A 24,683-nucleotide genomic window follows, 5' to 3' on the forward strand; every position below is an offset into this window, starting at 1 on the left:
TAAATGAACTAATTATTCATTGATGATGTATTAGCGATAAAGAATATTGACGACCAGATCACCGTCTGCGGCACCGGCGGTAACGTCTTTAGCAAAAGATTTATAACGCGCGTTAAAGTCGGCAATTATGGCATCATCAGCTTCAGGCAAGTCGATCGAGACCTGTCCCTCGCTACCGTCGAGCTTAAGTAAATTGGTGTCGTTACCGTTCGGACTGATAGCAATACCAACACCAGTAGCGGCGGTGTCTCCGGTGGTGGTGATCTGTGAGACATCCAACAAACTTGTGCTACCGGTCAGGTTTGTATCTCCGGTAAACGTGAGCTGCACAGCAGGAAGCCCGGTGCTCTTTAAAGGACAGTTGATCAGTGTAATTCTAAAAGGTTTGAGCGTTGACTCATTACCTACGTTATCAAATAAAGAGGTAGGATAAGTCCCCAGCGGGACGTTCATATCATGGGTACCGCCATCACCAGAAATTTCGCAGCTGGGTTCAATGATTTCACCAGTGAAATGAATTGTGCCTGCATTCATTTCTGCAGAATATATATTGCCGCTCATTATACCCAGTAATGCCGCGATGACGATCTTTTTTGTTCTCAGCATAACGCAGTCTCCTTGACAGATAAATCGATAAGATTTTTTTATATAATAACAATCATGGGGAGTATACACGGATAATAAGGAGTGAAAAGACTCGCTGCAGGGTAATTATTAGCAAAAAATGGCAATTCTCTTCTGTTTAATATGATAAGGCGTTTATATATCCCTAATGCAAATATTTAATCGGAGAAACATTCTGGAAATATATTAAATCGGTAAAAAGTGTTTCAGCAGTGGGATTCAGCAAAGCAGGCAATAGGCGGCCTTTTTCCTGCTTTTTCCCGCCATTGCGTGCGCCTGCCTCTGTCATCATGTGCACTACTGGAAGTACTACAGGTTAGCGCCGTGTCAGAAGAAAACGACGACAAAACAGAAGCCCCCACACCCCAACGGCTGGAAAAGGCGCGTGAAGAGGGGCAGATCCCCCGTTCCCGCGAGCTGACCTCTTTCCTGATCCTGTTGGTCGGGGTTTGCGTCATCTGGCTCGGAGGGGAATCTCTGGCGCGCCGACTGGCGGCCTTGCTCTCGGGTGGGCTGCGTTTTGACCATAGCATCGTCAATGACCCCAACCTGATCCTTGGACAGATAATTCTGCTGATCCGTGAGGCAATGCTGGCGCTGCTGCCGCTGATTGTCGGCGTTGTGGTTATCGCTATCGTCGCGCCAATGCTGCTGGGCGGGATTATTTTCAGCCCGAAGTCTATTTCCCTGAAGCTGGACAAACTTAACCCGCTGCCGGGGATTAAACGCATGTTTTCCGCCCAGACGGCGGCGGAGCTGGTGAAGGCGATTCTGAAGTCCATTCTGGTGGGCAGCATCGCGGGCTTTTTCGTCTGGCTGCACTGGCCGGAGATGATGCGTCTCATCAGCGAGTCACCGATGACCGCGATGGGCAATGCGCTCAATATGGTGGGGCTCTGCGCGCTGCTGGTGGCCATAGGCGTGATCCCGATGGTGGGGTTTGACGTCTTCTGGCAAATCCACAGCCATCTGAAAAAACTGCGGATGTCGCGCCAGGATATTCGCGATGAATTTAAACAGAACGAAGGCGATCCGCACGTAAAAGGGCGTATCCGTCAGATGCAACGCGCCGCCGCACGACGTCGCATGATGGCCGATGTGCCAAAAGCTGACGTCATCGTCACCAACCCGACGCACTACTCGGTGGCATTGCAGTATGACGAAAACAAAATGAGTGCGCCAAAAGTGCTGGCCAAAGGAGCCGGTCTTGTGGCGTTACGCATCCGTGAGCTGGCTGCGGAAAACCGCATTCCAACGCTTGAAGCGCCGCCGCTTGCCCGTGCGCTGTACCGGCATGCGGAAATTGGCCAGCAAATTCCCGGTCAACTGTACGCCGCCGTGGCGGAAGTGCTGGCCTGGGTATGGCAACTGAAACGCTGGCGTCTGGCTGGCGGTGTACCACCGAAGAAACCTGAAAATCTGCCAGTGCCTGAAGCACTGGATTTTATGAGTGAGAAGGACACTGATGGCTAATCTGGTCGCAATGCTGCGTCTACCCCCGAATATGAAGTCGACGCAATGGCAGGTTCTCGCCGGGCCAGTGCTGATTCTGCTGATCCTGTCGATGATGGTTCTGCCGTTGCCGGCATTTGTCCTCGACCTGCTGTTTACCTTTAACATCGCGCTGTCGATCATGGTATTGCTGGTGGCGATGTTCACCCAGCGTACCCTCGAATTCGCGGCGTTCCCCACCATTCTGCTGTTTACCACGCTGCTGCGATTGTCGCTCAACGTGGCCTCGACGCGTATCATCCTGATGGATGGACATACGGGCGCGGCGGCGGCAGGGCGCGTGGTAGAGGCTTTCGGTCACTTCCTGGTCGGCGGTAACTTCGCCATCGGTATTGTGGTGTTCATCATCCTCGTCATCATTAACTTCATGGTTATCACCAAGGGTGCCGGGCGTATTGCGGAAGTTGGCGCGCGCTTTGTGCTCGATGGGATGCCGGGTAAACAGATGGCGATCGACGCCGATCTCAACGCCGGCCTTATTGGTGAAGATGAAGCCAAGAAGCGTCGCTCCGATGTTACGCAGGAAGCGGACTTCTACGGCTCGATGGACGGTGCGAGTAAGTTCGTGCGCGGCGATGCCATCGCCGGGATCCTGATTATGGTGATTAACGTCGTCGGCGGTCTGCTGGTGGGCGTGCTTCAGCATGGTCTACCGCTTGGCAAGGCGGCGGAATCCTACACCCTGTTGACCATCGGTGATGGCCTGGTCGCCCAGATCCCGGCGCTGGTTATCTCGACGGCGGCGGGTGTTATCGTAACCCGCGTCAGCACCGAGCAGGATGTCGGCGAGCAGATGGTGGGGCAGCTTTTCAATAACCCACGCGTTATGCTGCTGAGCGCCGCGGTTCTCGGCCTGCTGGGCCTGGTTCCGGGGATGCCGAACTTCGTCTTCCTGCTGTTCACCGCTGCGCTGCTGGGTCTTGCCTGGTGGCTCCGTGGGCGTGAGAACACGCAACCTGCCGAGGTCGCGCCGCTGAAAGCGCCGGAAAACACCCAGGCAGTAGAAGCCTCCTGGAATGACGTTCAGTTGGAAGATTCGCTTGGGATGGAAGTAGGTTATCGCCTGATCCCGATGGTGGATTTCCAGCAGGATGGCGAGCTCTTGGGGCGTATCCGCAGTATTCGTAAAAAGTTTGCCCAGGACATGGGCTTCCTGCCGCCGGTGGTGCATATCCGTGACAACATGGATCTGCCGCCAGCACGTTACCGCATCCTGATGAAAGGGGTGGAGATTGGCACCGGGGATGCGTATCCGGGCCGCTGGCTGGCCATTAACCCGGGCACGGCCGCGGGGACTCTGCCAGGTGAGCAGACGGTGGATCCGGCGTTTGGCCTCGCCGCTATCTGGATTGAAAGCGCGCTGAAAGAGCAGGCGCAAATCCAGGGCTACACGGTGGTGGAAGCCAGTACCGTGGTGGCAACGCATCTTAACCATTTAATTAGCCTCTATTCCGCCGAGCTGTTTGGGCGCCAGGAAGCACAGCAGCTGCTCGACCGGGTTTCTCAGGAGATGCCGAAGCTCACCGAAGATCTGGTGCCGGGCGTAGTGACGTTAACCACGCTGCATAAAGTGCTGCAAAACCTGCTCGATGAGAAAGTGCCAATCCGCGATATGCGCACCATCCTCGAAGTACTGGCCGAACACGCCCCGATTCAGAGCGATCCGCAGGAACTTACCACGGTGGTCCGTGTGGCGCTTGGACGTGCAATTACTCAGCAGTGGTTCCCGGGTACGGGAGAAGTGCAGGTTATCGGGCTCGATACACCACTGGAACGCCTGCTGCTGCAGGCGCTGCAGGGCGGTGGTGGGCTCGAGCCGGGTCTGGCTGACCGACTGCTGGCACAGGCTCAGGAGGCATTGTCGCGGCAGGAGATGCTCGGCGCGCCGCCGGTACTGTTGGTGAATCATGCGCTGCGTCCGCTGCTGGCTCGCTTCCTGCGTCGTAGCCTGCCGCAGCTGGTGGTGCTGTCAAACCTCGAGCTGTCGGAGAATCGCCAGATCCGCATGACCGCAACGATTGGAGGCAAATAATGCGTAAACTATTATGGTTACTGGTTCTGCCGCTGTGCGTGCATGCTGCAGGCGAGGGCGCCTGGCAGGCGAGCGGCATGGGGGTGACTCTTAACTATCGTGGCGAAGCGGCGTCATCGTCACCGCTCTCTTCATCTCAGCCGGTTGACGGGCAGATGACGTTAATTGCCTGGCGCTATGAACTCAATGGCCCGACGCCAGCCGGACTTATTGTGCGCCTGTGCTCGCAGGTACGCTGCGTGGAGCTGGATGGCCAAAGCGGCACCACGCAGGGGTTGAACGGTGTCCCGGCCGCTGAACCGCTGCGCTTTGTCTGGGAGGTTCCCGGCGGTGGGCGTATGATCCCGGCGCTGAAAGTGCGCAGCAATGAGGTTATCGTTAACTACCGTTGATCCCCCATCTCCCCTCCGTCGGCAGGCCAAACTGCCGACGCGATCGCATTTTTGCCACCCGGTTTTGATGAAAAAGAAACGCTGTTTTATAAATAAGTGATGCGCGTAATCCCACTCTTTGTATTTTTGCCAGTAAGCGAGCATCGATGGCAAAATCAGAAAGGTATCATGTGCTGCATGCTCTTACTGTAACCCTGTAAGCATGCCCTCCGGCAACGTTACCGGAGTGGGTCCCTAATAAGAAACAGGGTTCACGGCAATGAAAACACGAAAAATTGGCTTAGCGAATTACCTCGCCTACGGATCTGGCGATTTTTTGGGGGCGGGAACCACTGCGCTGACCGCCGCCTGGCTGCTTTATTTCTACACCACGTTTTGCGGGTTATCCCCCATCGAGGCCACCTTTATTTTTGCCACCGCTAGGGTACTGGACGCGGTGGTAAGCCCGTTGATGGGTTTTCTGACCGATAACTTCGGTACGACCTGGGCGGGTAAACGTTTTGGCAGACGTAAGTTCTTTATTCTGCTCGGGATCCCCTGCGTCTTCAGCTACTCCTTTATGTGGGTCGGCGATATGGGATTCTGGTATTACCTGCTGACCTACCTGATTTTTGATGTGGTCTACACCATGATTCTGGTGCCATATGAAACGCTGGTACCGGAGATGACCGACGACTTCAAACAGAAAACCAAGTTCTCCGGCGCGCGTATCTCTATGGCACAGATGTCGGCGATTCTGGCTTCCTTCCTGCCGGGAATTTTGCTCACCCATTTTGGCAAAGACAACGCCATTTCCTTTTTCTATGCAAGCCTGGTCTTCTCTGTTCTGTGTGCGCTGATGCTGACCTTCGTCTGGTGCTTTACCTGGGAACGTCCACGTGAAGACTGGAGCGAAGCCGCGCTGCGCGCCGATGAAGAGAAGAAAAACCTGACTCTCGCACAAAGCCTGAATCGCCTGATAATCGAGCTCACTTCGACGTTTCGGGTACGAATCTTCCGCCAGCACCTTGGCATGTATCTCGGTGGCTATATTGCCCAGGATGTGTTCAACGCGGTGTTCACCTATTACGTGGTGTTCGTGCTGATGCAGGAGGCGTCAATGGCGTCGAACCTGCTGGGTACGATGGCCATCTTCCAGTTTGTGGCGGTGATCGCCATGATGCCGCTGTGTATCCGCTTTGGACCGGCTCCGTCGTACCGGATGGTGGTCGTGCTGTTTGGTCTGGCCTCTCTTTCTTATGCAGTGCTGTATTACGCCGGGATGAGCGATATCTATTCGCTGCTGCTGATGGTTTCTGCCGTTGCCGGTCTGGGGCGTGGAGGCATTAACTATGTACCGTGGAATACCTACACCTATATTGCCGATGTGGATGAAGTCATCACCGGCCAACGCCGGGAAGGCATATTTGCCGGGATCATGACCTTAACCCGTAAGGCCTCGCAGGCCGGGGCGGTGATGCTGGTGGGGATCATTATGCAGCTCTCAGGCTTTGTGAGCGGGCAAAAAGTTCAGCCAGCAGAAGTGAGCCATACCATCCTCCTGGTCCTGAGCGTTGGCACCATAGTGGTGCTGGCCTGCGGTTTCCTGGTTTCGCTGCGTTTCAAACTGAATATGCAAACCCACAGCGTACTGCGTGAAGAGACCATCAAAATGCGTGAATCTGGACGCGTGATGCCGGAAAGCATTACGCCGCAGGCCCGCGCCACGGTCGAGATGCTGGCAGGAATGCCGTATGAATCCCTGTGGGGGAATAACAACATTGGTTATCTGAATCGTCATAACGCGCCGGCGGCAACGCTGAAGACGACGACTCAACTGAATTCGACATTGCACAGAGGTTAACGATATGAAGGTTTGGCCTGTCAAACATAGCCCGCTGTTATGCCAGCCGGAGCGTTTCATCGCCCGGGATGAGCTGAAGGCACTGATCCAGAATGTCACCCATAATCTGGTGAACATTCACGATGCAACCGGTGAGTTTTTATTGCGGCTGGACGATGGGCGGGTTATCGATACCAAAGGCTGGGCGGGCTGGGAGTGGACTCACGGCGTCGGGCTGTACGGTATCTACCAGTACTACCAGCAGACCGGCGATGAAGGGATGCGCGATATCATTGACGACTGGTTTACCGCTCGGTTTGCCGAAGGGGCAACCACCAAAAACGTCAACACTATGTCGCCGTTCCTGACCCTGGCATACCGTTATGAAGAGACGCGCAACCCGCAGTGGCTGCCGTGGCTTGAAAGCTGGGCGGAGTGGGCGATGCATGAGATGCCGCGCACCGAACACGGCGGGATGCAGCATATGACCCTCGCGGAAGAAAACCATCAGCAGATGTGGGACGACACGTTGATGATGACCGTGCTGCCGCTGGCGAAAATTGGCAAGCTGTTGAACCGCCAGCAATATGTGGAGGAGGCGGTGTATCAGTTCCTGCTGCACGTGCAGAATCTGATGGACCGGGAAACCGGGCTGTGGTTCCACGGCTGGAACTACGACGGTAAACACAACTTCGCGCGCGCTCGCTGGGCGCGTGGCAACAGCTGGCTCACGATGGTTATCCCGGATTTCCTCGAGCTGGTCGATTTGCCGGAGCATAACGCGGTGCGGCGCTATCTGCTGCAGGTGCTGAATGCCCAGGTCGCCGCGCTGGCGAAGTGTCAGCATGAAAGCGGCCTCTGGCACACGCTGCTTGACGATCCTGAATCCTATCTCGAAGCCTCCGCCACCGCCGGGTTTGCTTATGGGGTACTGAAGGCCGTGCGTATGCGCTATATCCCGGCTGAATATGCCGTTGTGGCTGAGAAAGCGATTCGCGGCATCGTGCAACACGTATCGCCAGAGGGGGAGTTACTGCAAACGTCGTTTGGAACCGGTATGGGGAGCGACCTCGAGTTTTATCGCCAGATCCCGCTTACCTCTATGCCGTATGGTCAGGCGATGACTATCCTGTGCTTAACGGAGTATTTGCGGAAGTATTTTTAAGTCGCAACGGATGTACCGCTCGTGTGGCTCACGCGGGCGGTATTACACGCCAGTATCATTTTGAGCACATTATCTATCATTATTATTTTCATTTTCGCAGTGAAAACCTCGAGCATCCCTGCGTTTTAACCTGATCTCACTGTTCTGGCGACGAAACCCTACGCTTGCTCGCTTCAGTCGTCATTTCTGCATGTTTTTTAATCACCTGGTGCCTTTCTTGCTTTGTATGCCTGTCTTCAGCTGCTCCGGCGGCTGGAAAACTACAACTATAAGGACAGCAACATGGTGCAAATAAACGAGAATGCAATTGCTTTACCCGAGTCTCCTCTGGGCCGGTTTTTTGCCAAATCTGGCACGATAGCCACGCCCGGTTATAACCGCTGGCTGGTTCCCCCTGCGGCGCTGGCGGTGCATTTGTGTATTGGTATGGCCTACGGTTTCTCTGTGTTCTGGCTGCCGATGTCGCAGCTGATTGGCGGTAGCGCACCGCTGCAGTGCCCCGTTGAGATGTCGCTCTGGCAACAGTTGTTCACGCAAACCTGTGACTGGAAAATATCTCTGCTGGGCTGGACCTACACGCTATTTTTTGTGTTTCTTGGCTGTTCGGCTGCCGTATGGGGGAGCTGGCTTGAGAAAGTCGGGCCACGGCTGGTGAGCTTCGTCGCGACCCTTTGCTGGTGCGGTGGCCTGGTGCTGGCCAGTATCGCTATCTATTTCCATCAGCTGTGGCTGCTGTGGCTGGGCGCGGGGGTGATTGGCGGAATAGGGCTGGGGCTGGGGTACATATCGCCGGTCTCCACCTTGCTACGCTGGTTTCCCGATAAACGCGGGATGGCCGCCGGGATGGCGATCATGGGCTTTGGCGGCGGGGCGTTAGTGGGCGCACCGCTTGGCAACTGGCTGATGAACTTCTTCTCCGACGGGCAGGGCGGCGGTGTCTGGCAAAGCATTCTGGCACTGGCGGCTATTTATGTGGTGTTCATGCTGTGCGGTACCTTCAGCTATCGTTTGCCGCCGATGGGCTGGCATCCGTCAGGCGAGAAGGCGGAGAAGATCCTGCGCAACAACCCGACGATTCAGGTGCACGTCAGCGTGGCGTGGAGAACGCCGCAGTTCTGGCTGCTGTGGCTGGTGCTGTGGCTCAACGTGACCGCCGGGATTGGTATTCTGGGAATGGCTTCGCCGATGCTGCAGGAGATCTTCGCCGGAAAGCTGCTGGCAACAGATCTCAGCTGGCATGAGTTGAATGCGGAGCAGCTAAAGCGCATTGCGACCATGGCGGCGGGCTTCACCGGGTTACTCAGCCTGTTTAATATTCTGGGGCGCTTTTTCTGGGCATCGGTCTCGGATGTCTGCGGCAGAAAAATGACCTTCGCGCTAATTTTTGCCCTTGGCGCGGTGCTGTATGGCACGCTGCCGCTCACCAACCACAGTGGCTATGTGGCGCTGTTCGTCTGCGCATTGTGTATTGTGATTTCCATGTACGGCGGCGGCTTCGCGACCATTCCGGCTTACCTGGCGGATGTTTTTGGCTCTCAGATGGTGGGCGCCATTCACGGCCGCCTGTTGACCGCCTGGTCCGCCGCAGGGATCAGTGGGCCAATTCTTGTGAACTATCTGCGTGAATATCAGATGGCGCAGGGAGTTGCGCCGGAGCGAATCTATGACATCACGCTGCTGGTGCTGACCGGTTTGCTGATCGTTGGTTTTATCTGCAACATGCTGGTGCGCCCGGTCGCGGATAAATACGGCATGACTGCCGATCAGCAGCAGCAGGCGAAGGGACTTTATACTATCAATAAGAATGCGCAGCTGACCTGGGAGCCGACCCCGGCGCCGGTATTGCTGACGTTATGCTGGCTTGCGGTCATCATCCCGTTGCTGTGGGGAATGGGAACGACGCTGCAGCAGGCGGTGAAGTTCTTTATGTAGCGCAGATCCTCAGGGAATAAAAAAGGGGAATGTCCTGAGACATTCCCCTTCGTCGTCTATGAGTCTGACTTACATACGTTCGACGGTTTCGATACCCAGAGTATCAAGACCCAGCTTCAGCGTTTTTGCGGTGAGCAGAGCAAGCTTCAGGCGGCTGTTGCGAATTTCTTCGCTTTCCGCGCTGAGGATTGGGCAGTGCTCGTAGAAGCCTGAGAACAGACCGGCCAGGTCGTAGAGGTAAGCACACATCACGTGCGGTGTACCTTCACGGGCGACCACGTTCAGGGTCTCTTCAAACTGCAGCAGGCGTGCGGCCAGCTGAGCTTCGCGATCTTCTTTGATAACCACCGAAGCGTTGGTCAGCGCGCGCTCTTCAATACCGGCTTTACGGAACACCGACAGCACGCGGGTATAGGCGTACTGCATGTACGGCGCGGTGTTGCCTTCGAAGGCCAGCATATTGTCCCAGTCGAAGACGTAGTCGGTGGTCCGGTTTTTGGACAGATCCGCATACTTCACGGCGCCGATACCCACGGCGTTCGCCAGTTTCTCCAGCTCGTCTGCCGGCATGTCCGGATTCTTTTCTGCCACCAGGCGACGGGCGCGTTCCAGCGCTTCATCCAGCAGGTCAGCCAGCTTCACGGTACCGCCCGCACGGGTTTTGAACGGTTTGCCGTCCTTGCCGAGCATCATGCCGAACATGTGGTGCTCCAGCGGTACGGAATCCGGTACATAGCCCGCTTTACGCACGATGGTCCACGCCTGCATCAGGTGCTGGTGCTGACGGGAGTCGATGTAGTACAGCACGCGGTCGGCGTGCAGGGTTTCGTAGCGATATTTCGCACAGGCGATATCGGTGGTGGTATAGAGATAGCCGCCATCCTTTTTCTGGATGATAACGCCCATCGCTTCGCCTTCCTTGTTTTTGAATTCATCAAGGAATACGACGGTTGCGCCTTCGCTCTCCACCGCCAGCCCTTTGGCTTTCAGATCGGCAACGATACCCGGCAGCATTGGGTTGTACAGGCTTTCACCCATCACATCGTCACGGGTCAGGGTAACGTTCAGACGATCGTAGGTCAGCTGGTTTTGCGACATGGTGATGTCGACCAGTTTGCGCCACATCTGGCGGAAGTACTCATCACCGCCCTGCAGTTTTACCACGTAGCTACGGGCGCGCTCGGCGAAAGCTTCGTCTTCGTCGTAATGCTTTTTCGCTTCACGGTAGAAGCCTTCGAGATCGGCCAGTTCCATATCACCGGCGTTTTCCTGCTGCTGCTTCTCAAGGTAAGCAATCAGCATACCGAACTGGGTACCCCAGTCGCCGACGTGGTTGGCGCGAATGACTTTGTGGCCGAGGAATTCCTGGGTACGGACTGACGCATCACCAATGATGGTGGAGCGCAGGTGACCAACGTGCATCTCTTTTGCCACGTTCGGGGCAGAGTAGTCGATAACGATGGTCTGCGGTTCCGGACGGGTAACGCCCAGACGCTCGGACGCCAGTGCGGCGTTCACGTGCTCGGCGAGGAACGACGGATCAAGGAAGATATTGATAAAGCCAGGACCGGCGATTTCCACTCGGCTGGCGATACCGTCCAGATTGAGGTGGGTGATAACCTGCTCTGCCAGTTGTCGCGGCGCCATGCCCAGTTTTTTAGCAACTGCCATCACGCCATTGGCCTGATAGTCGCCGAACTGTACTTTTGCTGACTGACGAACCTGCGGTTCGCAATCGGCAGGTGCGCCTGCCGCAATCAGGGCCTGACTAACTTTTTCTGCGAGAAGAGCCTGAATATTCACCGGAATACCTTACGTTAATGGCGCAACACCCTGATTCGGTTCGCGCCGTGATGTGGATAAATTAAGGCGGGAGTATACTGCATTTGCCGGGTGCCGTCAGCACCGCACAGCCCGCTACAGGCGCGGAAATTCGTCGCACGATTAACGAATAACCATTCATTCCCCGGCATTGCGCATCGACGGTTGGTTCCAGACCCACAACAGGGTAGATTAGCGCTTTTCGGCATACAGGCAGAGACAAAAATGACCCACTGGCAAGACGTTGCAGAACTGCATGATATTTCCGCAGATTTACCCCGCTTCACCGAGGCGTTAACAGAACTTTCCACCCGGCTCGGGCTGGATATCGCACCGCTTGATGCCGATCACATTTCGCTGCGCTGCCATCAGAATGCCACCGCCGAGCGCTGGCGCGAAGGGTTTGCTCAGTGCGGAACGCTGCTTTCTGAGAATATCATCAACGGTCGGCCGATTTGTCTTTTCAAACTTCATGAGCCGGTATGCGTAGCGCACTGGCGTTTTACCGTGGTTGAACTGCCGTGGCCTGGCGAAAAGCGCTACCCGCACGAAGGCTGGGAGCACATTGAAATTGTCTTACCGGGCGAGCCAGAAACCCTCAATGCCCGTGCGTTAGCGTTGCTGGCGGACGAAGGGTTATCGCAACCCGGTATTGTGGTCAAAACCAGTTCACCCAAAGGCGAGCGTGAACGCCTGCCAAACCCGACGCTCGCCGTCACCGACGGCAAAGTGACTATCAAGTTTCACCCGTGGTCTATCGAGCAAATCGTCGCCAGCGAACAGCAGGCATAACCACAATGTGAAGTGGCACGATGTTGCACGGTCTGAAGCGTGGCATGATGTTGCGTCGTTGCAGGATGAGCATTAAACACAGGAGAAAGGAATGGCATTGCTGGAAATTTGTTGTTACAGCGTGGCGTGCGCGGTTGAAGCGCAGACTAAGGGTGCAGACCGTATCGAGCTTTGTGCTGCACCGCAGGAAGGCGGGCTGACGCCCTCGTTCGGCGTGCTGAAATCTGCGCGTCAAAAGGTGTCGATTCCGGTTCATCCTATTATTCGTCCACGCGGCGGTGATTTCTGTTATACCGACGGCGAGTTTGCCGCAATGCTGGAAGATGTGCGGCTGGTACGTGAACTTGGGTTCCCGGGACTGGTCATCGGTATCCTTAATGCAGAGGGCGATGTTGATATGCCGCGCATGCGCGAGGTGATGACGGCCGCAGGTCCTCTCGCGGTGACTTTCCATCGTGCGTTTGATATGTGCGCCTTTCCGCTGAAAGCGTTTGAAAACCTGCGGGAATTAGGTGTCGCACGCATTCTGACCTCTGGTCAACAATCGTCTGCGGAAAAAGGACTTTCATTAATTCGGGAACTAATTGCCACCGACAACGCTCCAACCATTATGGCGGGTGCCGGAGTGAGAGCCGGAAATTTACCGCTGTTCCTGGAGGCTGGGGTGAAGGAAGTGCACAGCTCTGCGGGTCAGTGGGTGCCTTCGGTTATGCAGTATCGTAACCCAGGGCTGTCAATGTCGACCGACGCTGACGCTGATGAATATTCCCGATACGCCGTGAACGGCGAGTCGGTGGCGGAGATGAAGGCGATCGTTGCCGGTTATCCCCGCTGATACCAGTTTTACCGCGCATCATGTCGCCCAATATGATGCTTGTTTGTACCAGGCCCCTGCAATTTCAACAGGGGCCTTTTTTTATTTATGGTTTTTTGGCAACGATCACCGCGCGCAGCGGGGCGGGGTAGCCTTCAATGGTTTTCGTCGGGTCTTTTGGATCGAGGAAATCGGCCAGTGATTCGGTCACCATCCACTCGGTGCGACGCTGTTCTTCTGTGCTGGTGACGCACATATCAACAATCCGCACGTCAACAAAGCCGCACTTCTCAAGCCAGTTCTTCAATGCCGGAGCAGAAGGAATGAAGTAGACGTTGCGCATCTGGGCATAGCGTTCGCCCGGCACCAGTACGGTATTCTCGTCACCTTCAACGACCAGCGTTTCCAGTACCAGTTCGCCTTCGCTGACCAGCTGATCTTTCAACTGCCAGAGGTGTTCCAGCGGGGAACGGCGGTGGTACAGCACGCCCATAGAGAACACGGTATCAAACGCTTTTAGCGCAGGAAGCTGCTCGATGCCGAGCGGCAGCAGGTGTGCGCGCTGATCGTTACCCAGCAGTTTACGCACCGCTTCAAACTGACAGAGGAACAGTTGGGTAGGATCGATACCCACCGCCAGATGCGCCCCGGCGCCAATCATTCGCCACAGGTGATAACCGCTTCCGCAGCCAACGTCGAGGATCGTTCTACCGGTGAGATCGGACAGGTGCGGCAGTACGCGCTCCCATTTCCAGTCGGAGCGCCATTCGGTGTCGATATTCACGCCGTAGAGCGAGAATGGCCCTTTGCGCCACGGCATCAGGTTACGCATCAGGGTGTCGATGCGCTTGACCTGGCCTTCGCCGAGCGGGGTTTCGCTCTCTGCGGTGACGCTGTGCAGCAGGTCCAGCTTATACGGCTGGATCTCTGGTAGGAATTCCACCGCATTCGACCACTGCTTGAACAGTCCGTGCTGAGATTCGCGCTGCCAGGCGCCAATTTGCGCAGGCAGGGTTTCCAGCCAGTGAGACAGCGGGCTTTTGGCTATCTGCTGATAAAAATTGCCAAACTCAATCATGCACTTTCCCCGGCCTTCAGCGCCACCAGTGAACCAAAGTTAAAGCACTGGAACCACAGCTCGCTGTGTTCAAAACCGGCGCTATGCAGACGGGCTTTGTGCGCTTCGACCGAATCGGTCAGCATCACGTTTTCCAGCATGCTGCGCTTCTGGCTGATTTCCAGCTCGCTGTAGCCGTTGGCGCGCTTGAAATCGTGATGCATGTTGAACAGCAGTTCGCCGACGGTGGCATCTTCAAAGCTGAATTTTTCGGACAGCACCAGCGCGCCGCCCGGGTTGAGCCCTTGATAGATTTTTTCCAGCAGCGTCAGGCGCTCGGCGGGCTCTAAAAATTGCAGGGTGAAGTTCAGCACAACCATCGACGCATTTTCGATGGTGATATCACGGATATCGCCTTCAATGACTTCAACCGGTGTTGGCGCTTTATAGGCATCAATATGGCGACGGCAGCGCTCGACCATAGCGGGAGAGTTATCCACCGCGATAATTTTGCAGCCCGGATGAGCAATGTTGCGGCGCACGGAGAGCGTGGCGGCACCCAGGGAGCAGCCAAGATCGTAGACCTGAGTGTCAGGCTGCACGAAGCGCTCGGCGAGCATGCCGATCATCGAGATAATATTGGAATAACCCGGCACAGAGCGCTGGATCATATCAGGGAAGACTTCAGCGACCCGTTCGTCGAAGGTCCAGTCGCCCAGACTGGCAATCGGCGCAGAAAAAAGCGTATCGCGGTTGGACATAAGGTGTAATCCGAGAAAACAAAAACGGCGTATTGTGCGCTAACGTAAGGAGAAAACCAACTCCCACGGCATATACCAGAGATTGGCGAGCACCATCAGCGCCAGTGAGCACCAGGTGGCGCTCATCGCGGAGCGGCGCCAGCGGATCAGGCGATGATGATAGCCATAATAATGCATCAGGCGGCCGACAATCAGCATGAGCCCACAGAGGTGAACCATCCAGGTTTCCGCCCCGTTCATCTCCATGAACAGCAGCAGAATAAGGCCGACCGGAATATATTCCACCGCATTACCATGAATGCGGATGGCGCTTTGCAGTTCGCTAAAACCGCCGTCGCCATAGGATACCCGGTACTGGAATCGCAGGCGAACAACGTCGAAAGAAAACTTAATTAACAACAACGCACCCAGCACGGCATAAAGCGCGCTTACCATACAAACTCCCTTTTAAGCTGGCAGATGGCACTGTCTATCATATATCAGAATAATGAAGATTGCTGTGGAATAGCGGGCGCAGCGCCAAGTTCCGGGAGCGCGCGTTGTAAATCCGGCCATAGCGTATCAACCAGTTCGGGTACCTGAGCGATGTCCGGGGTATGTAAAAACAGATAAGGCGTCGTACTGTTTGCCCACTGTGGCAGCGTTTTTAGCCATACTGCAAACAGTTCGCGATTTTGCTGCATGTTATCGCTGCCGATAAAGCGCACCATCGGGTTTTCGGCGGTCACGACGGCATGCACCGGCACTTTCGGCTTTTTACGCTGTGCGTCAATAATCGCTTCGCTGTGCGGCAGCGCCTGGTGTACCGGGCGGCTGTCGAGGATCACCCGGTTGATGCCGCGCTGGTGCAGACCCTGGTTGAGCGCCTTCTCCTCGGCGCCTTTGGCGAAGAACAGCGGATGGCGTACTTCAACGCCATAGCGGAATTCGCCCGGCAATCCATCGAGAAAATGCCACAGGGCGGGGAGATCCTCCGGGGAAAACCGTGCCGGCAGCTGCAGCCAGTACTGGCCGATGCGCGACTCAAGCGGTGCCATACGGGAGAAGAACTCCGCGGTCAGCTCGCCGCAGTGGCGCAGCGCCGCCTGATGAGAAATGGTCGCCGGAAACTTAAAGCAAAAGCGAAAATCATCCGTAGTCTGCTGGTGCCAGCGCTGGACGATCTCTGCTTTCGGCAGGGCGTAGAGCGTGGTGTTGCCCTCCACGCAGTTAAAGTGGCGGGCATACTCTTCGAGGCTGGTGATCCCAAGGCGCACCCATTTCGGGTGCGACCACTGCGGCAATCCGATGTAAATCATAACGCCGCGAGGATCTCCTCTGTGCTGCGGACTCGCGCAATGCGCGGGAAGATGTGGGTCATGCTGCCCAGATGCTGTTCGGCGCTGGCGGCGCTGCAGGCATCTTCCGCGACGATCAGATTGAAGCCCAGTTCCCAGGCGTTGCGGGCGGTAGACTCCACGCCGATATTGGTAGAGATACCGCAAAGAATAATAGTGTCGATACCGCGACGGCGTAGCTGCAGCTCAAGGTCGGTACCGTAAAACGCGCCCCACTGGCGTTTAGTGACTTCGATGTCGCGGTCTTGTTTACCGAGCGCCTGCGGGTAAACCCACCAGTTATCCGGCAGCGCACGGGCAGGGGCCGGGGCATCAACCGGCTGCTTCAACGCTTCGGCGTAGTCAGCCGACCAGCCGACCCGTACCATCACCACGGGGGCACCTTTCTGGCGGCATTTTTCCGCCAGTTTCGCCGCACGAGTGACAACGTCAGAGGCGGTATGTGGACCACCGGCGAAAGGTAAAATGCCTTCCTGCAAATCGATAACCACCAGCGCGGTGGTGTTGGCGTTCAGTTCTGTCATCGTCAATTCCCGTGTAATCACATTGTTAGGAGGCTAACAATACGGCCTGATGCTTCACCTAAGCGTAACAAATTTTGTTAATTTTTGTGAGAGGGCGCAATAAGCGTACAGCAAACGCGCGTCTGGTATGCATCGCTCTTATCGCGCGGCAGAATTTCCAGTATAATAGCCCCCTTTTTTCATCCAGTTGTGACATCAGCTAAAGCTGCGACAGTTGTGCCGACGGCTAAGTTAAGGGATATCTCATGCGTACAGAATATTGCGGACAGCTTCGACAGTCCCACGTTGGACAGCAGGTGACTCTGTGTGGTTGGGTCAACCGCCGTCGTGATCTCGGTAGCCTCATTTTTATCGACATGCGCGACCGCGAAGGCATCGTACAGGTGTTCTTCGATCCGGATCGTGCGGATGCGTTGAAGTTAGCCTCTGAACTGCGTAATGAGTTCTGCATTCAGGTAACCGGCACCGTACGCGCGCGTGACGAAAAGAACATCAACGCGGAAATGGCGACCGGCGAAATCGAGGTTCTGGCCTCCAGTCTGACTATCATCAACCGTTCAGAATCGCTGCCGCTCGACTCGAATCACGTTAACACCGAAGAAGCGCGTCTGAAGTACCGCTACCTCGATCTGCGTCGCCCGGAAATGGCCCAGCGCCTGAAAACCCGTGCGAAAATCACCAGCTTCGTGCGCCGCTTTATGGACGATCACGGGTTCCTCGATATCGAAACCCCGATGCTGACCAAAGCGACGCCGGAAGGCGCGCGCGACTACCTGGTACCGTCTCGCGTACATAAAGGCAAATTCTACGCGCTGCCGCAGTCACCACAGCTGTTCAAACAGCTGCTGATGATGTCCGGTTTTGACCGCTACTATCAGATTGTTAAATGCTTCCGTGACGAAGACCTGCGTGCTGACCGTCAGCCTGAGTTCACCCAGATCGATGTGGAAACCTCCTTCATGACCGCGCCGCAGGTGCGTGAAGTGATGGAAGCGCTGGTACATCAGCTGTGGCTGGAAGTGAAGGGCGTTGATCTCGGTAAGTTCCCGATCATGACCTTTGCAGAAGCCGAGCGTCGTTACGGTTCCGATAAGCCGGATCTGCGTAACCCGATGGAGCTGGTGGACGTTGCTGACCTGCTGAAAAACGTTGAGTTCGCGGTATTCGCGGGCCCGGCAAACGACGCGAAAGGCCGCGTGGCTGCACTGCGCGTACCGGGCGGAGCAAGCCTGAGCCGTAAGCAGATTGATGACTACGGCAACTTTATCAAGATCTACGGCGCGAAAGGTCTGGCTTATATTAAAGTCAACGAACGTGCAAAAGGTCTGGAAGGTATTACCAGCCCGGTAGCGAAGTTCCTGAACGCTGAAATCGTAGAAGCTATCCTTGAGCGCACTGGCGCCCAGGACGGCGACATGGTGTTCTTCGGCGCGGACAACAAGAAAGTGGTTGCCGATGCGATGGGCGCACTGCGTCTGAAGCTGGGTAAAGACCTCAGCATCACCGACGAAAGCAAGTGGGCACCGCTGTGGGTTATCGACTTCCCGATGTTTGAAGACGACGGTGAAGGCGGCCTGACCGCAATGCACCACCCGTTCACCTCCGCAAAAGACATGAGCGCGGCAGAGCTGAAAGCAGCGCCGGAAGATGCGGTGGCGAATGCCTACGATATGGTTATCAACGGCTACGAAGTGGGCGGTGGTTCCGTCCGTATTCACAGCGGCGAAATGCAGCAGACGGTGTTCGGCATTCTGGGTATCAATGAGCAAGAGCAGCGCGAGAAGTTTGGCTTCCTGCTGGATGCACTGAAATACGGTACTCCGCCGCATGCGGGCCTGGCGTTCGGTCTTGACCGTCTGACCATGCTGCTGACCGGCACCGATAACATCCGTGACGTTATCGCCTTCCCGAAAACCACCGCAGCGGCCTGTCTGATGACAGAAGCACCGAGCGTGGCGAATCCGGCGGCGCTGGCTGAGCTGGGTATCGATGTGGTCAAGAAGGCAGAGAACAACTGATATGGCATATAAGCGTCCCGTTTCTATCCTTGTCGTTATCTATGCCCAGGACACGAAACGGGTGCTGATGCTACAGCGACGCGACGATCCTGAATTCTGGCAGTCGGTAACCGGCAGCCTGGAGGAAGGGGAGTCAGCGTCGTTTGCCGCCGCGCGTGAAGTAAAGGAAGAGGTCGCCATTGACGTGGCGGCTGAACCGCTGGCCTTAATTGACTGTCAGCGTACGGTGGAGTTCGAGATTTTTCCGCATTTACGTCATCGCTATGCGCCGGGCATTGAGCGCAATACAGAATTCTGGTTCTGTCTTGCGCTTCCCCACGAGCGAGAAGTGATCCTGACTGAACATCTGGCTTACCGCTGGGTGGACGCGGCCGATGCCGCCGGGATGACCAAATCGTGGAGCAACCAGCAGGCGATTGAAGAATTTGTAATTCATACCGTCTGAGACAGACGGTTTATTGGAGATATTTTTATGGCAGGTCATAGTAAATGGGCCAACACCAAACACCGCAAGGCTGCTCAGGATGCCAAGCGCGGTAAAATTTTCACCAAAATCATTCGCGAGCTGGTAACAGCAGCGCGTCTGGGCGGCGGCGATGCGGCTTCTAACCCGCGTCTGCGTGCAGCTATCGATAAAGCGCTGTCTAACAACATGACGCGTGACACCCTGAACCGTGCTATCGCGCGCGGCGTTGGCGGTGACGAAGATGCGAACATGGAAACCATCATTTATGAAGGTTATGGTCCTGGCGGCACGGCGGTAATGGTGGAATGCCTCTCCGACAACCGTAACCGTACCGTTGCCGAAGTGCGTCATGCCTTCACCAAAACCGGTGGCAACCTGGGCACCGATGGCTCCGTTGCTTACCTGTTCAGCAAAAAAGGCGTTATCTCCTTCGAAAAAGGGGACGAAGACGTGATTATGGAAGCGGCGCTGGAAGCCGGTGCTGAAGACGTTGTGACCTTTGACGATGGCGCAATCGACGTGTACACCGCCTGGGAAGAGATGGGCGCCGTGCGTGATGCGCTGGAAGCCGCTGGCCTGAAAGCAGACAACGCTGAAGTGTCTATGATCCCGTCGACCAAAGCGGACATGGATGCGGAAACCGCGCCAAAACTGCTGCGTCTTATCGATATGCTCGAAGACTGCGACGACGTGCAGGAAGTGTACCACAATGGTGAAATCTCTGATGAGGTTGCAGCGACTCTCTGATGAGATCGTGTAAACCGTTTACGGGAGACGCGTGATGGCCATTATTCTCGGCATTGACCCGGGTTCACGCGTCACCGGTTACGGCGTGATCCGCCAGGTTGGGCGGCAGTTGACCTATCTTGGTAGCGGCTGTATTCGTACTAAGGTGGATGACCTGCCTTCGCGCCTGAAGCTGATTTACGCCGGGGTGACGGAAATCATCACCCAGTTCCAGCCAGACTACTTTGCCATTGAGCAGGTCTTCATGGCCAAAAACGCCGATTCGGCGCTGAAGCTCGGACAGGCGCGTGGCGTGGCCATTGTTGCGGCAGTGAATCAGGATCTGCCGGTATTTGAGTACGCTGCGCGGCAGGTGAAGCAGACGGTTGTCGGTATCGGTAGCGCCGAAAAAAGCCAGGTACAGCATATGGTGCGCACCTTGCTTAAATTGCCCGCTAACCCGCAGGCGGATGCCGCCGATGCGCTGGCGATTGCCATTACCCACTGTCATGTCAGCCAGAACGCGATGCAGATAAGTGAATCGCGGCTCAATCTGGCTCGCGGAAGACTTCGCTAATTAAAATCAGGCTGGATATCTATCCAGCCTTTTTCTATTATGTCCCCCAGTAACCCGACTTTTTACGCAGGAGCGTCATGTGATAGGCAGACTCAGAGGCATTATTCTTGAAAAACAACCCCCGTTAGTCCTGCTGGAAGCCGGTGGGGTGGGCTATGAAGTCCATATGCCGATGACCTGTTTCTATGAACTGCCGGAAGTCGGGCAGGAAGCCATCATCTTTACCCAATTTGTGGTGCGTGAAGATGCACAGCTGCTGTTTGGTTTTAATAACAAGCAGGAGCGCACCCTGTTCCGTGAATTGATTAAAACCAACGGCGTTGGGCCAAAACTGGCGCTGGCGATCCTCTCCGGCATGTCGGCGCAGCAGTTCGTCAACGCGGTGGAACGCGAAGAGGCCGCCGCGCTGGTGAAACTGCCGGGCATCGGCAAGAAAACGGCTGAGCGACTCATCGTTGAGATGAAAGACCGCTTCAAAGGTCTGCATGGCGATCTGTTCACCCCGGCGGCCGATCTGGTGCTGACCTCTCCGGCGGGTCCTGGCGCAGACGACGCCGAGCAGGAAGCCGTGGCAGCGCTGGTAGCGCTGGGCTACAAGCCGCAGGAAGCCAGCCGCATGGTCAACAAGATTGCGAAACCCGATGCCAGCAGTGAAACCCTGATCCGTGAAGCGCTCCGCGCCGCGTTGTGAGGTAAAGAATGATTGAAGCAGACAGGCTGATTTCGGCGGGCAGCAGTAATGTAGAAGAAGTGGCTGACCGCGCCATTCGCCCGAAATTACTGGAAGAGTACATCGGCCAGCCGCAGGTTCGCTCGCAGATGGAGATTTTCATCCAGGCCGCCAAACTGCGCGGCGATGCGCTCGATCATCTGCTGATTTTCGGCCCTCCGGGATTGGGTAAAACCACGCTTGCCAATATTGTGGCTAACGAGATGGGCGTTAACCTGCGCACGACCTCCGGCCCGGTACTGGAAAAAGCGGGCGACCTGGCTGCGATGCTGACCAACCTTGAACCTCATGATGTACTGTTCATCGATGAAATCCACCGTCTTTCCCCGGTGGTGGAAGAGGTGCTGTATCCGGCGATGGAAGACTATCAGCTGGATATCATGATTGGTGAAGGTCCAGCGGCGCGCTCGATAAAAATCGATCTGCCGCCATTTACCCTCATCGGCGCCACGACTCGCGCAGGCTCTCTGACCTCACCGCTGCGCGATCGCTTTGGTATCGTGCAGCGTCTTGAGTTTTATCAGGTGCCCGATCTCCAGCACATCGTGGGGCGCAGCGCGCGCTATATGGGGCTTGAAATGAGCGAAGAAGGGGCGCTGGAAGTGGCGCGTCGATCACGTGGTACCCCGCGTATCGCCAACCGCCTGCTGAGGCGCGTGCGTGATTTTTCTGAAGTGCGCCATGATGGCACCATTTCCGCCGATATCGCCGCGCAGGCGCTGGATATGCTCAACGTCGATGCCGAAGGGTTTGATTACATGGACCGCAAGCTGCTGCTGGCGGTGATCGACAAATTCTTCGGTGGCCCGGTGGGGCTCGATAACCTGGCGGCAGCTATCGGGGAGGAGCGCGAAACGATTGAAGACGTGCTTGAGCCGTATCTGATCCAGCAGGGTTTTCTGATGCGTACTCCACGAGGCCGCATGGCGACGGTGCGCGCCTGGGATCACTTCGGGATTAAGCCACCGGAAGCCCCATAAAAAAACACCGGCCAATGCCGGTGTTCGTTTTTATGCGTTGGGCTGTTTCTTCATCATACTGAGAATAAACAGCACCGCTGCGCTGAGGACCACCGAGGGGCCCGCCGGCGTATCGTAGAACGCAGAGAAGGTTAATCCTCCTGTTACCGCAATCATACCTGTGACCACCGCAATAGCCGCCATCTGTTCAGGGGTGCGGGCAAAGCGACGAGCGGTTGCCGCCGGGATAATGAGCAGAGAAGTGATTATCAGCGCCCCGACAAACTTCATCGCCACGCCGATGGTCAGGGCCGTCACCAGCATCAGCAGTAACTTTGTGCGCTGCAGCTTCACGCCATCGACGAAGGCCAGGTCGGCGTTGATGGTCATCGCGAGCAGGTTGCGCCACTGCCAGAGCAGAATACCGACCACCACCACCACGCCCAGGGCGATGGAGATAAGATCCTGCGGCGTCACCGCTAGCAGATCGCCGAACAGATACGCCATCAGGTCAACCCTGACGCCAGACATCAGGCTCACTACCACGAGGCCCAGTGACAGGGCACTGTGTGCCATAATCCCAAGCAGCGTATCTATCGCCAGATGCGGGCGACGCTCCAGCCACACCAGCCCGGCGGCCAGCAGCAGCGTCACCGCAATAACGGCATAAAACGGATTCACATCCAGCAGCAGGCCAAAGGCGACGCCAAGCAGCGATGCGTGGGCGAGGGTATCGCCAAAATAGGACATTCGACGCCAGACCACAAAGGAGCCCAGCGGGCCCGCGGCGCAGGCGAGCATAATCCCGGCCAGCCAGCCGGGTAACAGCAGTTCAATCATGAGTGACCATTTCCCCGGCGCAGAACAATACGGCCCTGTAAATCGTGGCGGTGGTTGTGATGATGGCGGTAGATCCCCAGTTGCTCAGCACCGCGAGAGCCAAACATCGAAATAAACTCCGGATGCATAGAGACCACTTCCGGGGTGCCGGAACAACAGATGTGCTGATTAAGACACAGCACTTCATCGGTTTTCGCCATCACCAGATGTAAATCGTGAGAGACCATCAGCACCGCGCAGTCGAGCTCGCGGCGCAGCTGGTCAATCAGGTCATACAGTGCCACCTGGCCGTTGACGTCGACACCCTGTGTCGGTTCATCGAGCACCAGCAGCTGGGGGCTGTTAAGCAGCGCCCGTGCGAGCAGCACTCGCTGGGTTTCGCCACCGGAGAGCTTTTGCATGGGGGCATCAACCAGATGACCCGCCTGCACGCGTTTCAGGGCGGGCAGAATGTCTGATTTCCTGGTTCCCGGGCGCAGACGCATAAAGCGGCTGACGGTGAGGGGCAGGGTGGCATCCAGATGCAGCTTCTGCGGAACATAGCCAATGCGTAGATGATTTTCGCGCGTGAGTGTACCGGCCGTGGGGGCGATAAGCCCCAGCACGATACGCACCAGCGTCGACTTACCGGCGCCGTTTGGCCCCAGTAGCGTAAGAATTTTGCCCGGCGCCAGGGCCAGGGAGATATTGGAGAGCACGCGTCGTTGACCAAAATCAACCGACACACTATCCAGTGTTACCAGATTCGTCATTTTAATAAAGGGGTTGCACTCAGTGATGGATGTTATAATATCACATTCCCATCCATCAATACGATTAATTGACGCATTATGTTACATAAAAATACGCTTCTTTGCGCTGGCATTTCTGCTGCTCTTTTGACCAGTGTGGCTATGCCTGTCAATGCCGCCGTGGTTGCCTCACTTAAACCTCTCGGCTTTATCGCTTCAGCCATCGCGGATGGGGTCACCGATACCCAGGTATTACTGCCAGACGGGGCTTCAGAGCATGATTATTCACTACGCCCATCTGATGTAAAACGCTTACAAAACGCAGACTTAGTGGTGTGGATTGGTCCTGAAATGGAAGCCTTCATGGACAAGTCAACGCAGAGCATTGCGCCTGAAAAAAAGGTAACGATTGCGCAGCTTGACGCGGTGAAACCGTTGCTCATGAAAGGGGCCGATGACGACCACGATGAGCACGGTCACGATCACGACAATTCTGAAAAAAGTGACGCACATCACCATCACGGCGACTACAACATGCATTTGTGGCTTTCGCCAGAGATAGCGCGGCTCTCAGCGGTTGCAATCCATGACAAATTAGTGGAACTTATGCCGCAGCGTCGTGCCAAACTGGACGACAACCTGAAAGCGTTTGAGGAAAGTCTGAATCAAACCGATAAGCAGGTCAGCAACGAGCTGGCACCGCTGAAAGGAAAAGGGTATTTCGTTTTTCATGATGCCTATGGCTACTACGAAAAACACTACGGTCTGACCCCACTTGGGCACTTTACCGTAAACCCGGAAATCCAGCCTGGTGCGCAGCGTTTACATGAAATAAGAACACAGTTGGTTGAGCAAAAAGCGACATGCGTTTTTGCTGAGCCACAATTCAGGCCAGCCGTCGTTGAAGCTGTTGCCAGGGGGACTTCCGTGCGCATGGGAACCTTAGATCCTCTTGGAACAAGCATACAGTTGGGTAAAACGAGCTATACGCAGTTTTTGACCCAGCTGGCAAACCAGTACGCGAGCTGCCTGAAGGGAGATTAATGAGGAA

Annotated in this window: 24 protein-coding genes; 15 read left to right on the forward strand and 9 right to left on the reverse strand. The window is 55.9% G+C overall.

Going from position 1 to position 24,683, the window contains the following annotated elements; all coding sequences use genetic code 11:
- Nucleotides 1–30 precede the first annotated feature (30 nt).
- Nucleotides 31–606, reverse strand: coding sequence for a fimbrial protein (locus C7387_RS03910; RefSeq protein WP_120816119.1), 576 nt, complete (start codon nucleotides 604–606; stop codon nucleotides 31–33).
- A 342-nt stretch (nucleotides 607–948) separates the two neighbouring features.
- Between C7387_RS03910 and flhB the strand changes: the two genes are divergently transcribed.
- From flhB to C7387_RS03940, 6 genes are all read left to right on the forward strand, one after another.
- Complete coding sequence (gene flhB / locus C7387_RS03915; protein WP_006820435.1) at nucleotides 949–2,097, forward strand: flagellar biosynthesis protein FlhB; 1,149 nt, start codon at nucleotides 949–951, stop codon at nucleotides 2,095–2,097.
- The gene (gene flhA, locus C7387_RS03920) at nucleotides 2,090–4,168 is read left to right on the forward strand and encodes a flagellar biosynthesis protein FlhA (RefSeq protein WP_006820434.1); all 2,079 of its coding nucleotides are present in this window, start codon (nucleotides 2,090–2,092) and stop codon (nucleotides 4,166–4,168) included. Before flhB ends, flhA begins: the two co-directional genes overlap by 8 nt.
- Entirely contained in the window at nucleotides 4,168–4,560 is a 393-nt protein-coding gene (gene flhE, locus C7387_RS03925; RefSeq protein WP_120816120.1) for a flagellar protein FlhE, read from the forward strand. The genes flhA and flhE overlap by 1 nt, the downstream gene beginning before the upstream one ends.
- 259 nt (nucleotides 4,561–4,819) lie before the next feature.
- Nucleotides 4,820–6,403, forward strand: a complete 1,584-nt coding sequence (locus tag C7387_RS03930; protein ID WP_120816121.1) for an MFS transporter — start codon at nucleotides 4,820–4,822, stop codon at nucleotides 6,401–6,403.
- A 4-nt stretch (nucleotides 6,404–6,407) separates the two neighbouring features.
- Nucleotides 6,408–7,547 (forward strand): beta-galactosidase BglB, encoded by a 1,140-nt coding sequence (gene bglB / locus C7387_RS03935; protein WP_120816122.1) that lies wholly within the window; start codon nucleotides 6,408–6,410, stop codon nucleotides 7,545–7,547.
- A 282-nt stretch (nucleotides 7,548–7,829) separates the two neighbouring features.
- Nucleotides 7,830–9,479 (forward strand): OFA family MFS transporter, encoded by a 1,650-nt coding sequence (locus C7387_RS03940; RefSeq protein ID WP_120816717.1) that lies wholly within the window; start codon nucleotides 7,830–7,832, stop codon nucleotides 9,477–9,479.
- Nucleotides 9,480–9,548: 69 nt separating this feature from the next.
- Here C7387_RS03940 and argS read toward each other — a convergent pair whose 3' ends face one another.
- On the reverse strand, nucleotides 9,549–11,282 hold the full coding sequence (gene argS, locus C7387_RS03945; RefSeq protein ID WP_120816123.1) for an arginine--tRNA ligase: 1,734 nt from the start codon (nucleotides 11,280–11,282) through the stop codon (nucleotides 9,549–9,551).
- A 243-nt stretch (nucleotides 11,283–11,525) separates the two neighbouring features.
- Between argS and C7387_RS03950 the strand changes: the two genes are divergently transcribed.
- Together C7387_RS03950 and cutC are read left to right on the forward strand one after the other, a co-directional pair.
- Nucleotides 11,526–12,092 carry a VOC family protein gene (locus C7387_RS03950; RefSeq protein WP_006820426.1) on the forward strand — a complete coding sequence of 189 codons (567 nt, stop codon included), beginning with the start codon at nucleotides 11,526–11,528 and terminating at the stop codon, nucleotides 12,090–12,092.
- A gap of 91 nt (nucleotides 12,093–12,183) precedes the next feature.
- Nucleotides 12,184–12,927 (forward strand): copper homeostasis protein CutC, encoded by a 744-nt coding sequence (gene cutC / locus C7387_RS03955; protein ID WP_006820425.1) that lies wholly within the window; start codon nucleotides 12,184–12,186, stop codon nucleotides 12,925–12,927.
- 85 nt (nucleotides 12,928–13,012) lie between these two features.
- Here the strand turns inward: cutC and cmoB are convergent, their stop codons facing one another.
- The 5 genes from cmoB to C7387_RS03980 are packed head-to-tail and all read right to left on the reverse strand — an operon-like array spanning nucleotide 13,013 to nucleotide 16,585.
- Nucleotides 13,013–13,984 carry a tRNA 5-methoxyuridine(34)/uridine 5-oxyacetic acid(34) synthase CmoB gene (gene cmoB / locus C7387_RS03960; RefSeq protein WP_006820424.1) on the reverse strand — a complete coding sequence of 324 codons (972 nt, stop codon included), beginning with the start codon at nucleotides 13,982–13,984 and terminating at the stop codon, nucleotides 13,013–13,015.
- Nucleotides 13,981–14,724, reverse strand: coding sequence for a carboxy-S-adenosyl-L-methionine synthase CmoA (gene cmoA / locus C7387_RS03965; protein WP_120816124.1), 744 nt, complete (start codon nucleotides 14,722–14,724; stop codon nucleotides 13,981–13,983). The genes cmoB and cmoA overlap by 4 nt, the downstream gene beginning before the upstream one ends.
- 39 nt (nucleotides 14,725–14,763) lie before the next feature.
- Nucleotides 14,764–15,159, reverse strand: a complete 396-nt coding sequence (locus C7387_RS03970; protein ID WP_038256855.1) for an MAPEG family protein — start codon at nucleotides 15,157–15,159, stop codon at nucleotides 14,764–14,766.
- Nucleotides 15,160–15,203: 44 nt separating this feature from the next.
- Nucleotides 15,204–16,022: a DUF72 domain-containing protein gene (locus tag C7387_RS03975; protein WP_120816125.1), complete on the reverse strand. Its 819-nt coding sequence runs from the start codon at nucleotides 16,020–16,022 to the stop codon at nucleotides 15,204–15,206.
- Nucleotides 16,019–16,585: a hydrolase gene (locus C7387_RS03980; protein ID WP_006820420.1), complete on the reverse strand. Its 567-nt coding sequence runs from the start codon at nucleotides 16,583–16,585 to the stop codon at nucleotides 16,019–16,021. The genes C7387_RS03975 and C7387_RS03980 overlap by 4 nt, the downstream gene beginning before the upstream one ends.
- Nucleotides 16,586–16,830: 245 nt before the next feature.
- Here C7387_RS03980 and aspS point away from each other — a divergent pair, with 245 nt between their 5' ends.
- From aspS to ruvB, 6 genes are all read left to right on the forward strand, one after another.
- Nucleotides 16,831–18,603 carry an aspartate--tRNA ligase gene (gene aspS / locus C7387_RS03985; RefSeq protein WP_006820419.1) on the forward strand — a complete coding sequence of 591 codons (1,773 nt, stop codon included), beginning with the start codon at nucleotides 16,831–16,833 and terminating at the stop codon, nucleotides 18,601–18,603.
- Nucleotide 18,604: 1 nt separating this feature from the next.
- Complete coding sequence (gene nudB, locus C7387_RS03990) at nucleotides 18,605–19,048, forward strand: dihydroneopterin triphosphate diphosphatase (RefSeq protein WP_006820418.1); 444 nt, start codon at nucleotides 18,605–18,607, stop codon at nucleotides 19,046–19,048.
- A 27-nt stretch (nucleotides 19,049–19,075) separates the two neighbouring features.
- Nucleotides 19,076–19,816, forward strand: a complete 741-nt coding sequence (locus C7387_RS03995; RefSeq protein WP_006820417.1) for a YebC/PmpR family DNA-binding transcriptional regulator — start codon at nucleotides 19,076–19,078, stop codon at nucleotides 19,814–19,816.
- 34 nt (nucleotides 19,817–19,850) lie between these two features.
- Nucleotides 19,851–20,372, forward strand: coding sequence for a crossover junction endodeoxyribonuclease RuvC (gene ruvC / locus C7387_RS04000; RefSeq protein WP_006820416.1), 522 nt, complete (start codon nucleotides 19,851–19,853; stop codon nucleotides 20,370–20,372).
- A 79-nt stretch (nucleotides 20,373–20,451) separates the two neighbouring features.
- Nucleotides 20,452–21,063, forward strand: coding sequence for a Holliday junction branch migration protein RuvA (gene ruvA / locus C7387_RS04005; protein WP_120816126.1), 612 nt, complete (start codon nucleotides 20,452–20,454; stop codon nucleotides 21,061–21,063).
- A gap of 8 nt (nucleotides 21,064–21,071) precedes the next feature.
- The gene (gene ruvB, locus C7387_RS04010) at nucleotides 21,072–22,082 is read left to right on the forward strand and encodes a Holliday junction branch migration DNA helicase RuvB (RefSeq protein WP_006820414.1); all 1,011 of its coding nucleotides are present in this window, start codon (nucleotides 21,072–21,074) and stop codon (nucleotides 22,080–22,082) included.
- 30 nt (nucleotides 22,083–22,112) lie between these two features.
- Here ruvB and znuB read toward each other — a convergent pair whose 3' ends face one another.
- The gene (gene znuB, locus C7387_RS04015) at nucleotides 22,113–22,901 is read right to left on the reverse strand and encodes a zinc ABC transporter permease subunit ZnuB (protein ID WP_112471388.1); all 789 of its coding nucleotides are present in this window, start codon (nucleotides 22,899–22,901) and stop codon (nucleotides 22,113–22,115) included.
- The gene (gene znuC / locus C7387_RS04020) at nucleotides 22,898–23,653 is read right to left on the reverse strand and encodes a zinc ABC transporter ATP-binding protein ZnuC (RefSeq protein ID WP_038256867.1); all 756 of its coding nucleotides are present in this window, start codon (nucleotides 23,651–23,653) and stop codon (nucleotides 22,898–22,900) included. The genes znuB and znuC overlap by 4 nt, the downstream gene beginning before the upstream one ends.
- Nucleotides 23,654–23,731: 78 nt before the next feature.
- Between znuC and znuA the strand changes: the two genes are divergently transcribed.
- Nucleotides 23,732–24,676 carry a zinc ABC transporter substrate-binding protein ZnuA gene (znuA, locus tag C7387_RS04025; RefSeq protein WP_006820411.1) on the forward strand — a complete coding sequence of 315 codons (945 nt, stop codon included), beginning with the start codon at nucleotides 23,732–23,734 and terminating at the stop codon, nucleotides 24,674–24,676.
- Nucleotides 24,677–24,683 lie beyond the last annotated feature (7 nt).

Source organism: Yokenella regensburgei (genome assembly GCF_003634235.1).
Lineage (GTDB): Bacteria > Pseudomonadota > Gammaproteobacteria > Enterobacterales > Enterobacteriaceae > Yokenella > Yokenella regensburgei.

Bases quoted from the DNA above. Each gene is read 5' to 3' on its own strand.
- cmoA (WP_120816124.1), bottom strand. From the start codon at position 14,724: ATGTCCAACCGCGATACGCTTTTTTCTGCGCCGATTGCCAGTCTGGGC.
- flhA (WP_006820434.1), top strand. From the start codon at position 2,090: ATGGCTAATCTGGTCGCAATGCTGCGTCTACCCCCGAATATGAAGTCG.
- cutC (WP_006820425.1), top strand. From the start codon at position 12,184: ATGGCATTGCTGGAAATTTGTTGTTACAGCGTGGCGTGCGCGGTTGAA.
- znuC (WP_038256867.1), bottom strand. From the start codon at position 23,653: ATGACGAATCTGGTAACACTGGATAGTGTGTCGGTTGATTTTGGTCAA.
- C7387_RS03980 (WP_006820420.1), bottom strand. From the start codon at position 16,585: ATGACAGAACTGAACGCCAACACCACCGCGCTGGTGGTTATCGATTTG.
- cmoB (WP_006820424.1), bottom strand. From the start codon at position 13,984: ATGATTGAGTTTGGCAATTTTTATCAGCAGATAGCCAAAAGCCCGCTG.
- C7387_RS03940 (WP_120816717.1), top strand. From the start codon at position 7,830: ATGGTGCAAATAAACGAGAATGCAATTGCTTTACCCGAGTCTCCTCTG.
- C7387_RS03975 (WP_120816125.1), bottom strand. From the start codon at position 16,022: ATGATTTACATCGGATTGCCGCAGTGGTCGCACCCGAAATGGGTGCGC.
- C7387_RS03950 (WP_006820426.1), top strand. From the start codon at position 11,526: ATGACCCACTGGCAAGACGTTGCAGAACTGCATGATATTTCCGCAGAT.
- aspS (WP_006820419.1), top strand. From the start codon at position 16,831: ATGCGTACAGAATATTGCGGACAGCTTCGACAGTCCCACGTTGGACAG.
- ruvB (WP_006820414.1), top strand. From the start codon at position 21,072: ATGATTGAAGCAGACAGGCTGATTTCGGCGGGCAGCAGTAATGTAGAA.
- ruvC (WP_006820416.1), top strand. From the start codon at position 19,851: ATGGCCATTATTCTCGGCATTGACCCGGGTTCACGCGTCACCGGTTAC.
- znuB (WP_112471388.1), bottom strand. From the start codon at position 22,901: ATGATTGAACTGCTGTTACCCGGCTGGCTGGCCGGGATTATGCTCGCC.
- C7387_RS03930 (WP_120816121.1), top strand. From the start codon at position 4,820: ATGAAAACACGAAAAATTGGCTTAGCGAATTACCTCGCCTACGGATCT.
- C7387_RS03970 (WP_038256855.1), bottom strand. From the start codon at position 15,159: ATGGTAAGCGCGCTTTATGCCGTGCTGGGTGCGTTGTTGTTAATTAAG.
- C7387_RS03910 (WP_120816119.1), bottom strand. From the start codon at position 606: ATGCTGAGAACAAAAAAGATCGTCATCGCGGCATTACTGGGTATAATG.
- znuA (WP_006820411.1), top strand. From the start codon at position 23,732: ATGTTACATAAAAATACGCTTCTTTGCGCTGGCATTTCTGCTGCTCTT.
- flhE (WP_120816120.1), top strand. From the start codon at position 4,168: ATGCGTAAACTATTATGGTTACTGGTTCTGCCGCTGTGCGTGCATGCT.
- bglB (WP_120816122.1), top strand. From the start codon at position 6,408: ATGAAGGTTTGGCCTGTCAAACATAGCCCGCTGTTATGCCAGCCGGAG.
- C7387_RS03995 (WP_006820417.1), top strand. From the start codon at position 19,076: ATGGCAGGTCATAGTAAATGGGCCAACACCAAACACCGCAAGGCTGCT.
- nudB (WP_006820418.1), top strand. From the start codon at position 18,605: ATGGCATATAAGCGTCCCGTTTCTATCCTTGTCGTTATCTATGCCCAG.